Raw genomic sequence first — 9,313 nt, 5'->3', positions numbered from 1 at the left:
CTCCACCGCGGTGATGCGTCAGCGCTTCCCGAAACCCAGTGCGACGGCCTTATCCCACCTTGATCCACGGCGTGCAGCCGTGGGTAATGAATCTTCCGATCGCGGGTGCCACGATCTGCGCGGTAAGCGAAGTCCCGTCGTCGGAGCTGATGAATTTTCCGGCGCTGGTCCAGGTACTGAACGAGCAGGCTGCTGAGTAGCCGCCGGGTTCGGCGCGGGCGACATATACGCCGTAGGGAAGTTGGCCCGGCACTGCGTAAGAGCCCGGTCCGTAAGTCGCGTTCGCGCGCGCCGGCGGGTAGGCGACACAGGCGACGATCAACGCCGATGCCACACCCACTCGGACGGGCGTTGCGTACCGCATCTTGGTCACGACGCCTCCGGCCTGCGCCTGGTCCGGTCACCCCTTGGTAGACCCGGGAGACGACTTTAGGGCATCGGCTCGCTCCACTCCCGGTATAAAGCCGCCGCGATCGAATCTCGGTCGAACGCCCGACCTGGGCGGCCGGGGATCGGCGGATTAGGTGTTTTGCTTCGGCCGGATTTACTCTTGCCCGCGGTCCGTTTTCAACTCAGGAAAGTAGCCATGCCCGGTCAGACTCTGCACCGTCCCAGCACGCTGCGCAGGAGCCGCACGCAACGCGTCGCTCCCCGCGTAACGCGCCCCACCGTTGGCCAGTGCTTCGACATCGAGATCACTCGCGACGCCGACGGATGGCTGATTCGAATTCCCGAGATCGGCGGGGCCACTCGAGCCAGCAGCCGGGCCGCCGTGGAGCTGGCGGCGCGGCAATCGATCGCGAACCGCACCGGCATCCCGCTCGGATATGTCGCAATCTACGTTGCACGCGAGATCGGTTAGAGCCGAACACTTTTTTCGAACGAGGCGCGTCGGTCACCCGGCCGCCGGCGGCTTTGCCATCACCGACGGCTTGAAACCGTAGGTCGGAAGCATTCTCCCGTAACGGTTTCCGCCGAGTTGCCCCAACGGGGCCATGGGCAGGGCATTCATTCCGTCGGACCCGACCGGGACGACCGCGGAATTGAGGGCGGCCACCCCCGGATTGGTGACCGCGCTTACCGGGGCCCAGCTCGGCGGTACCGACAAGGCGCCCATCGGGAGCGCCCTGCCCAGACCCGCCGCGACGCCCCCGGCGTTCGTGCCGGCATTGGCCGCCGACTGCGCCGCGCCTTCGGCCGCCTTGACCGCGGGGCCGAGGCCCTTGGCGAAGGTGGTCATGGCCGTAATCCCATTGCTCACCTGCCCGAAGGACTGCGTCGACTGAATCATCGACTGCGCGGTTGACACGTAAGGCACCAAGTACTTGCCGTACAGCATGACGACGTCGTCCAAGATGGTGTTAGTCGAAATGTATTTGTCGAGCTGCGTGCCGTTGAACGACGAAACCAGTTCGGCCCACGGGTTCGGAATGGATTCCAAACGCGTCAGCACATCCTGCACGACGGTCTGGACGGGATTGTCGGCGGCGGCCGCGGACACCGCGGCAGATTGGCGTGCCAGGCCGGAGGAATCGGCCACCTCCGGTGGCTCCGCAAAATCGGTCAACTGTGCCGCCGCCGCCGACGAGCTCGCATAGGCATACATTGCCGTCGCGTCCTGAGCCCACATTTCGAAATACTCGGCCTCGTTAGCAGCGATCGCCGGGGCGTTTTGCCCTAAGAAATTCGTCGCGAGCAAGGCCGCCAACTCGGCACGGTTGGCCGCGATCACCGGGGGCGGCACCGTCAGGGCGAACGCGGTCTCGTGGGCGGAGGCGGCGGCCGCCGCCTGGCTGGACGCCTGTTCCGAACTCATGGCGCTGCTTTGTAACCACGCCACGAACGGCGTCGCGGCCGCAACCAACGACGCCGACGCCGGACCCAGCCACGGACCGCTGGTCAGCGTGGAAATCACCGATTGGAATCCGGCTGCGGCCGAATGCAATTCGATGGCGAGATCACCCCAGCCGGCCGAGGCGGCGACCAACGAACCCGCCCCCGGACCGGTGTACATGCGTGCGGAGTTGACCTCGGGCGGCAACAACCCATAGTCCATGGCCGCTCAGCCCGCAGACGCCGCGTTCGCGGCTTCCGTTGTCGCATAGGAAGCCGCGCCTGCGGCCAGCGTCGCGACCAGCATCTGCTGAATCGCCGCCGCCTGAGCACTCAACGCTTGAAAACGCTGGGCGTGCGAGGCGAAGTAGGCCGCGGTCAGCGCGGATACCTCGTCGGCGGCCGCGGGAACGACACCGACGGTCTGAGCGGCCGCGGCCGCATTGCCGGCGTTCAGTGCGGCGCCGATCGACTGAAGATTGGCGGCGGCCGACGCCAGCTTCTCCGGATAAGCAGTTACGAAGGACATGCGGTTTCCTCCCGTGTTTGTCGTTGCTACGGGACGCTATTCAAAGCCGGCCGTGTATCGATCCCACCCGAATGACAACCAATCGCTCCTGACCTCGGAATTCTGGCAAAGCTCACGCTGATTCAAATTCCGGTACTCGAAAAATATGGATTCCGGCGCGATTTCTCTGAATTAGCATTGAATCGGAGCGTATTGGACCGCAGCATATGAATCCGACGTGAGCTGCCGGCCAAAAAAGCCTTCGCATCGTCATGAATATATGAATTCGTTCGGCTCCGCGGCTAGTCGGCCTGACAACGGGATTGGGCGGCAGCATTGGGGCAATGCGCGGTGTCAACCGCCCTAAATTGGGCACGCTGCGCCGCCGGGAACTACATTTCGTGGGCGCGTGTGTATTGCGTGTGAGTTTCAATTGACGCAGCCGCGGGCTTTCTCCGGCGGCCTTCCGCCGGGCGACCACAACCGGCGGGTGCCCCGCCCGGCCGCTATTTTTTGTTCGGAATCGTCTATAAAGCGCGCGGCGCATGTATACGCTTTCGGGTATTCCGCGAGGCTCGACGATCTAGCTGAGTGGCCGACCGCCGGGTCGTAGCGTCGATCGGAGGTGCGGAATGTCGTTTGCTGTCGCAATTCCAGACCTGATCGCCGCGGCCGCGACCGACGTGGCGAGTATCGGCTCGAAGATCAGCGAGGCCAATGCGGCCGCGTTGGCCCCAACCGCGAACGTGCTCTCGGCCGGTGCCGACGAGGTGTCGGCGGCGATCGCGTCGGTGTTCGGCGAGTATGGACAGGCCTATCAGGCCGCCGGGGCCAGAGCGGCGGCGCTTCACGAGCAGTTTGTGCGGGCCTTGAGCGGGGGCGCGGCTGCCTATGCGGGCACCGAGGCGGCCAATGTGTCGCCCCTGCAGACCGCCGTGCAGGACCTGCTGGGCGTCATCAACACGCCCACCGAACTGCTGTTGCAACGCCCGCTGATCGGCGACGGCACCAACGGAGCACCCGGCACAGGGCAAAACGGCGGGGCGGGCGGCATCCTGTGGGGCAATGGCGGCGACGGCGGGTCGGGCGCGGGGGGCAGCAACGGTGGCAACGGTGGCGCCGCGGGCCTCTTCGGTCACGGCGGCGCCGGTGGTACCGGCGGGAGCGTCAACGTCGCGAGCGGCACCGGCGGCACCGGCGGCACGGGCGGCACCGGTGGCCTGCTCTACGGCAATGGCGGCGCGGGCGGGACCGGCGGCGCAAACAATTTCGTGGCTGGCCGGGCCGGCGATGGCGGGGCTGGCGGTAACGCCATCGGGTTGTTCGGCGGAGCAGGTGGCGCCGGCGGGGCCGGCGGCTTTGCAAACGACGGGACGGGTCCTGGAGGGGCCGGCGGCAGTGGCGGCAGCGGTGGCCTCCTCTTCGGGACAGGGGGTGCCGGCGGCGACGCCGGATTCGGCAACGGCGGCAACGTGGGCGGTGCCGGCGGCAAAGGCGGATTGCTGTTCGGCGATGGCGGCGATGGCGGCGCCGGCTCACTGGGACAGGGCGGCGGCACCGGCGGAAGCGCAGGGCTGATTGGAAACGGCGGCGCCGGAGGGACCGGCGGCGGCATTTTCAGCACCGTGAACCCTGGAGGTCCCGGCGGCGCGGGGGGCAGCGGTGGGCTCCTGGCGGGCAACGGCGGTCACGGCGGCACCGGCGGGCAGGCGGTGTTCGGTACCCCGGGGACAGGGGGCGCGGGGGGCAACGCGGTGGGGCTGTTCGGCAACGGCGGCGACGGCGGCGAAGGCGGCGCAGCCGGCACGGGCTCGGGCGGGACCGGTGGTGCCGGCGGAAACGGCGGAATTCTGTTGGGAGCGGCGGGGACCAACGGATCGACCGGGGCGCACCTATAGGGCGGTTCGCCTAGAGGTCCGCACCTTCGGCCAAGTAGGTGACGCGGTACCAACGCCCCGGCCCCGTTGCCTGCGTGTCGTAGTCCTCGGTGGCAACCACCGACTCCAAGCGGACGTCGGTCAGATGCGGATTCTGTACGCGCACATGGTCTTCGAGCGCCGCCTCGAGCGCGTCGCCGGTGAGAGCGGTGTCCGCGAGCGCCCTGCCCTCATATCTCGTCCAAGTCACGGCTTACATCCTTGCTGCGGCGCCCGGGGCGAACCCAGGAAGCGTTGAATCAGGGCGCGTTCGGCATCCGGGTCTTTGACGGGCCAGCACCACAGCGCCAGGAAAACGCGGATCAGCCACTGCGCGGCCAGTGGGTCGTCGTTGTCGGGGCCGACCATTTCGGCGGCCAGCCCCGTGACGATGGGTGAGCTGATGACCCACTCACTGACAGGATTCGCATGCATGGACTGCATGAGCTGGGCCAGCGGATCGGCCCGCAGTCGTTGTAGCGCGATAATCGTGGCGGTCGCAACACGGTCGGGCCCCCTGAGGTCCTTGATGGCTTCGCGTGTGGTGTCGACGATGCGAGCCGCTTGGATGGCGACGACGGCGTCGCGGATGGCCGCCTTGCCGCCGGCATGGCGGTAGATCGTCGCGGGCGAGCAGTGCACGCGGGCCGCTAAGGCTTCGATCGTGAAACCCTCGTATCCTTCGCGAGAGATGAGATCGGCGGCCGCGGTGAAAATCCGTTCGGTGGCTTCGCTGCGGCGATCGCGCCCCACCAGCCAGTCGTCGCGCGCCATCCACCCATGCTCTAACAGATCGCGGCTAGCAGAAATACTTCTCTCACGATGAGAATTCCCCAGCAGTATTTCTCAGGCGAATGCGCTGCTGGCGGTAGCTGACCGCCGGCGGCCTTGACCGGCGCCCGGCGCGATCGCTCCTCAACATCGTCTGGTCCCGTTGACGTGGCAGGTGGGCGCACCGAGGCTGAACGTATGCCCGTCCTGGACAGACCGAGTGAGCTCTTGGGCCCAGAGGCGCTGCAAGATCCGTACTCGCTGTATGACCGGATGCGCTCCGAAGCGCCGGTGCAGCGCATCGGCGAGTCCGTCTTCTACGCCGTGTGCGGTTGGGACGCGGTCCACGAGGCCGTCGAGCGCGTCGACGACTTTTCGTCAAACCTGACCGCCACCATGGTTTTTCATGAGGACGGCACCGTCACCCCGTTCGACATGGGGCCGGCGGGAGGCGCCGCCCACGCGCTGGCCACCGCCGACGATCCAGTGCACGCGGTGCACCGCAAAATTTTGCTGCCGCACCTGTCGGCCAAGCGGGTGCGGATCATCGAGGAGTTCGCCGCCGCCACCGCCGACCGGTTGTGGGAGCAGAATCTGGACAACGGTCAGATCGAATGGATGAGCGCCATCGCCAACCGCTTGCCGATGATGGTGGTCGCACAGCTTCTCGGCCTGCCCGACGACGACGTCGACAAACTCATCCGGCTCGGGTACGCCACCACCACGCTGCTCGACGGGATCGTCACCCCCGACCAACTTCAACAGGCGTTCGCGGCGGCCCTGGAGCTATCGGGGTATGTCACAGAGCATTTCGAAAAGGCAAGCGAGAATGCCGAATTCGGCCTGATCGCCGACCTGGCGGCGCGCTGCGCTTCGGGTGAACTGGACCAACTCCCCGCAATGGGCATCATGATGACGCTGTTCAGCGCCGCCGGAGAATCGACGGCGTCGCTCCTGGGCAGCGCGGCGTGGATTCTCGCCGATCGCCCCGCGATCCAACGGCAGCTCCGTGAAAACCCCGAATTACTAACCGCTTTCATCGAGGAGACGCTGCGCCTCGAATCTCCGTTCCGTGGCCATTACCGACACGTGTGGCGCGACACCACGCTGGCCGGTGTCGAGGTGCCGGCCGATTCCCATCTGCTGCTGATGTGGGGAGCGGCCAACCGCGACCCGGCGCACTTCGACGCTCCGAACGAATTCCGCCTCGATCGCACTGCCGCCAAGGGCCACCTGGCGTTCGGCAAGGGCGTGCACTTTTGCGTGGGCGCCGCGCTGGCCCGCCTCGAGGCCCAAATCGTATTGCGCAAATTACTGGAGCGCACCGCCTGGATCGACGCGGTTGACGTCGGCGACTGGCTGCCCAGCATCCTGGTCCGGCGCCGCAAAAGTCTGCAATTGGCCGTCAGCTGACGATTACGGTCGGGGCTGCACGTCGACACTCGGCGGCCGGGGCGACGGCTCCTCCCCGCCGCGCATCGAACGCCGGACGACGCTGAACGCGACGGCGCCGCCGGCCACGACCAGGACCGCCGCCCCTGCGATCACCCAGGGGCGGGGCCGGCGGCGCTGGGCCCGGCGCGCCTCCTGCAGCGCCTGGGGCAGCCCGGCGACCACCTCCTGCGCGGCGGCCAGCTCCTGCGTGAGTGCCTCTTGGGCAGCGGCGATTTCGCGGGCGAGCCGGCCCTCGCGATACCGGCGACGAAGTCCCGAAGCGGTCGACTGCGCGCCGTGCACGCTCAGCCCGACGACGCCCCGGGTGACATCGACCGGACCCACCGCCGAGTAAGTGAGCCCGCGGGCCAGTCGCTCCCGTGGGGTCAGCCGAGTTTCCGTCTTCGCGCTCATCTGCCGCCCTTCTGTCCGCTCGTGGGATGCCTCATCAGCGTGCCGTTGATGGGCCACGCCCGGCCCTGTTGCGCGCATCCGGGTTCGGTACCGGGTGCGGGCAAGGTCGCGCGTAATGGCAGACTCTAGCCCCGTGACTAACAGCCCCATTCAGACCGCCACCGCAACGCTGCACACCAACCGCGGAGACATCAAGGTCGCCCTGTTCGGAAACCACGCGCCCAAGACCGTCGCCAACTTCGTCGGCCTGGCGCAGGGCACCAAGGAGTACTCCACCCAGAACGCATCGGGTGGCCCGTCGGGCCCGTTTTACGACGGCGCGGTCTTTCACCGGGTGATTAGGGGCTTCATGATCCAGGGCGGTGACCCGACCGGTACCGGCCGCGGCGGTCCGGGCTACAAGTTCGCCGACGAGTTCCACCCTGAGCTGCAGTTCGACAAGCCCTACCTGCTGGCGATGGCGAACGCGGGCCCGGGCACCAACGGTTCGCAGTTCTTCATCACCGTCGCCCAGACGCCGCACCTGAACCGGCGCCACACGATCTTCGGCGAAGTGACCGACCCCGATTCGCAAAAGGTGGTCGACGCGATCGCGACGACTTCCACCGACGGCAACGACCGTCCCACCGAGCCGGTTGTCATCGAGTCGATCACGATCTCCTGAGGCGGCGGTCGCTCAGCGCCGGTTGCCGCCCGCGTAGCCGGCGTCCGTGAGGGCGTCGAGCACCTTCAACGGGTCCGTCCCGAGGTCCCAGCGGTTCAAGATCAGCAGCCCACCGTTGACCGTTTCGACCTCGAGCAACCGCACGGTGCGCGCGTGACGGCGGAATTCGGTGATCCGGATGATCTTGATGTCGGAGTGCCGCAATAACTGCGTCCGGAACCACCCCCGCAACGCGAGGCCGGCCGGGGTAATTGCCAGTTTCGGACGCGCGCGCCACGTCATGCCCGCAAACAAGATCAAACCCGCCGCGGCAATCCCGGTCAGGATGCGGCCGGGCGCGTCTGTGACTACGGTCACACTGGCGATAGCCATCAAGACCCCGGCAACCCCGCAACCTGCGATTCCAGTCGCGGGCGGCGCCCATTCTGTTTGCTGCATGGGCTACCTAACCCCTCCCACCACTGCCAACGCGCTTATCCACAAGCGCTATCAACAGTGGGGATAAATCACACGCGTGTGATTGGTTGGTCGCGACGTTGCTGAGCCAGTTACAGGAACACCCCAAGATGAATTCATTACCTCTGCGGGGTTGGTCAGTGCCAGCGCATTGTGAGCAACAAGCCGGTGATCATGAAAGCGAACGCGATCGCGTAGTTCCACGGGCCGAGTTGCGCCATCCAGTTCAGGGCGGCCGGCGCTTGGCTTCCGACGGCGGCCAATTGGAACACCATCAGCCAGACGAGCCCGATCAACATGAGTCCGACGAACAGGCAAACGAACCACACGCTGGAGGGTCCGACCTTCACTTTCACCGGAGTGCGGCTGACCGCGCTGACGGTGAAGTCGTTCTTCTTACGGACCTTCGATTTGGGCATTTGAATACCTCGGCATACCTGAACAACGGGACGGGGTGCGACGATAACGATGGCAGCTGCACGCATAGCTCGGATACGAGACTAACTCACCTGGCACGGTGACCAGGAAATGGAGACTCGATGACTGACACGCGCCGCTCACCATGGCGCTTCGGGGTCCCGCTGGTGTGCCTACTGGCCGGGTTGCTGCTAGCCGCCACGCATGGGGTGTCCGGCGGCGCCGAGATCCGCCGCAGCGATGCGCCGCGCCTGGTCGATCTGGTCCGCGAGGCCCAGTCGTCGGTCGATCGCCTCCGCGCCCAACGCGACGAGCTGGCCCACAAGATCGACTCCGCGCATGGCCGGTCGACGGACACGGCGCTCAAGGCGATGCTTCGGCGCTCCGCCGAGCTGGCCGGCGAAGCGGGCATGGACCCGGTGCACGGCCCGGGTCTGGTGGTGACCCTGCAGGATGCCCAGCGCGACGCCAACGGCCGCTTCCCCCGCGACGCATCGCCCGACGATCTGGTCGTGCACCAGCAGGACATCCAGGCCGTCCTGAACGCGTTGTGGAGCGCCGGCGCCGAGGCGATCCAGATGCAAGACCAGCGCATCATCGCGACCTCGGTGCCCCGCTGCGTCGGCAACACGCTGCTGCTCAACGGCCGCACGTACAGCCCGCCCTACACGATCACCGCGATCGGCAACGCGGCGGCCATGCAAGCCGCCCTGGCGGCCGCTCCCCTGGTCATCCTCTACAAGCAGTACGTGGTCCGGTTCGGCCTCGGCTACCGCGAAGAGGTCAAGCCCGATGTGCAGGTCGCCGGCCATTCCGAGCCGGTCCGGATGCACGTCGCGCAGCCGGCGGGCCCGGTGGGGTACTGAGCGGCGGCCCCGCGTGGGGCCGGACGGTAACCTG

13 protein-coding genes are annotated in these 9,313 nt (G+C 67.0%); 5 read left to right on the top strand and 8 right to left on the bottom strand.

Annotation, left to right across the window (positions count from 1 at the left end; translation table 11 throughout):
* Positions 1-49 precede the first annotated feature (49 nt).
* On the bottom strand, positions 50-373 hold the full coding sequence (locus AC5Y4S_RS18040; RefSeq protein WP_500034007.1) for a hypothetical protein: 324 nt from the start codon (positions 371-373) through the stop codon (positions 50-52).
* Positions 374-619: 246 nt separating this feature from the next.
* Between AC5Y4S_RS18040 and AC5Y4S_RS18035 the strand changes: the two genes are divergently transcribed.
* Positions 620-862 (top strand): long chain fatty acid-CoA synthetase Faa4p, encoded by a 243-nt coding sequence (locus tag AC5Y4S_RS18035; RefSeq protein ID WP_500034059.1) that lies wholly within the window; start codon positions 620-622, stop codon positions 860-862.
* Between the two features lie 33 nt (positions 863-895).
* Here AC5Y4S_RS18035 and AC5Y4S_RS18030 read toward each other — a convergent pair whose 3' ends face one another.
* Both AC5Y4S_RS18030 and AC5Y4S_RS18025 read right to left on the bottom strand, forming a co-directional pair.
* Entirely contained in the window at positions 896-2,056 is a 1,161-nt protein-coding gene (locus tag AC5Y4S_RS18030; RefSeq protein ID WP_500034006.1) for a PPE family protein, read from the bottom strand.
* A gap of 6 nt (positions 2,057-2,062) precedes the next feature.
* Positions 2,063-2,362: a PE family protein gene (locus tag AC5Y4S_RS18025; protein ID WP_500034005.1), complete on the bottom strand. Its 300-nt coding sequence runs from the start codon at positions 2,360-2,362 to the stop codon at positions 2,063-2,065.
* 611 nt (positions 2,363-2,973) lie between these two features.
* Here AC5Y4S_RS18025 and AC5Y4S_RS18020 point away from each other — a divergent pair.
* Positions 2,974-4,239: a PE family protein gene (locus AC5Y4S_RS18020; protein WP_500034004.1), complete on the top strand. Its 1,266-nt coding sequence runs from the start codon at positions 2,974-2,976 to the stop codon at positions 4,237-4,239.
* Positions 4,240-4,249: 10 nt separating this feature from the next.
* Here AC5Y4S_RS18020 and AC5Y4S_RS18015 read toward each other — a convergent pair whose 3' ends face one another.
* Together AC5Y4S_RS18015 and AC5Y4S_RS18010 are read right to left on the bottom strand one after the other, a co-directional pair.
* Positions 4,250-4,468 (bottom strand): hypothetical protein, encoded by a 219-nt coding sequence (locus AC5Y4S_RS18015; protein ID WP_500034003.1) that lies wholly within the window; start codon positions 4,466-4,468, stop codon positions 4,250-4,252.
* Positions 4,465-5,031 (bottom strand): TetR/AcrR family transcriptional regulator, encoded by a 567-nt coding sequence (locus AC5Y4S_RS18010; protein WP_500034002.1) that lies wholly within the window; start codon positions 5,029-5,031, stop codon positions 4,465-4,467. Before AC5Y4S_RS18010 ends, AC5Y4S_RS18015 begins: the two co-directional genes overlap by 4 nt.
* 195 nt (positions 5,032-5,226) lie before the next feature.
* Between AC5Y4S_RS18010 and AC5Y4S_RS18005 the strand changes: the two genes are divergently transcribed.
* Positions 5,227-6,441, top strand: a complete 1,215-nt coding sequence (locus AC5Y4S_RS18005) for a cytochrome P450 (RefSeq protein ID WP_500034001.1) — start codon at positions 5,227-5,229, stop codon at positions 6,439-6,441.
* A 3-nt stretch (positions 6,442-6,444) separates the two neighbouring features.
* On the opposite strand, the gene cwsA is transcribed toward AC5Y4S_RS18005, so the two are convergent.
* Positions 6,445-6,876 (bottom strand): cell wall synthesis protein CwsA, encoded by a 432-nt coding sequence (cwsA, locus tag AC5Y4S_RS18000; RefSeq protein WP_500034000.1) that lies wholly within the window; start codon positions 6,874-6,876, stop codon positions 6,445-6,447.
* Between the two features lie 115 nt (positions 6,877-6,991).
* On the opposite strand from cwsA, the gene AC5Y4S_RS17995 reads away from it, so the two are divergent.
* On the top strand, positions 6,992-7,540 hold the full coding sequence (locus AC5Y4S_RS17995) for a peptidylprolyl isomerase (RefSeq protein ID WP_068111486.1): 549 nt from the start codon (positions 6,992-6,994) through the stop codon (positions 7,538-7,540).
* A gap of 12 nt (positions 7,541-7,552) precedes the next feature.
* Here AC5Y4S_RS17995 and AC5Y4S_RS17990 read toward each other — a convergent pair whose 3' ends face one another.
* Both AC5Y4S_RS17990 and crgA read right to left on the bottom strand, forming a co-directional pair.
* Positions 7,553-7,978, bottom strand: a complete 426-nt coding sequence (locus AC5Y4S_RS17990; protein ID WP_068178745.1) for a PH domain-containing protein — start codon at positions 7,976-7,978, stop codon at positions 7,553-7,555.
* Positions 7,979-8,133: 155 nt separating this feature from the next.
* On the bottom strand, positions 8,134-8,415 hold the full coding sequence (gene crgA / locus AC5Y4S_RS17985; RefSeq protein WP_066917062.1) for a cell division protein CrgA: 282 nt from the start codon (positions 8,413-8,415) through the stop codon (positions 8,134-8,136).
* A gap of 120 nt (positions 8,416-8,535) precedes the next feature.
* Here crgA and AC5Y4S_RS17980 point away from each other — a divergent pair, with 120 nt between their 5' ends.
* Positions 8,536-9,279 (top strand): DUF881 domain-containing protein, encoded by a 744-nt coding sequence (locus AC5Y4S_RS17980; protein WP_500033999.1) that lies wholly within the window; start codon positions 8,536-8,538, stop codon positions 9,277-9,279.
* The last annotated feature ends 34 nt before the right edge of the window (positions 9,280-9,313 follow it).

The sequence above is a fragment of the Mycobacterium sp. NGS64 genome, from assembly GCF_059812245.1.
Note: the sequence above shows the minus strand (reverse complement) of the source record. Positions and strands in the feature narration are given on the sequence as shown.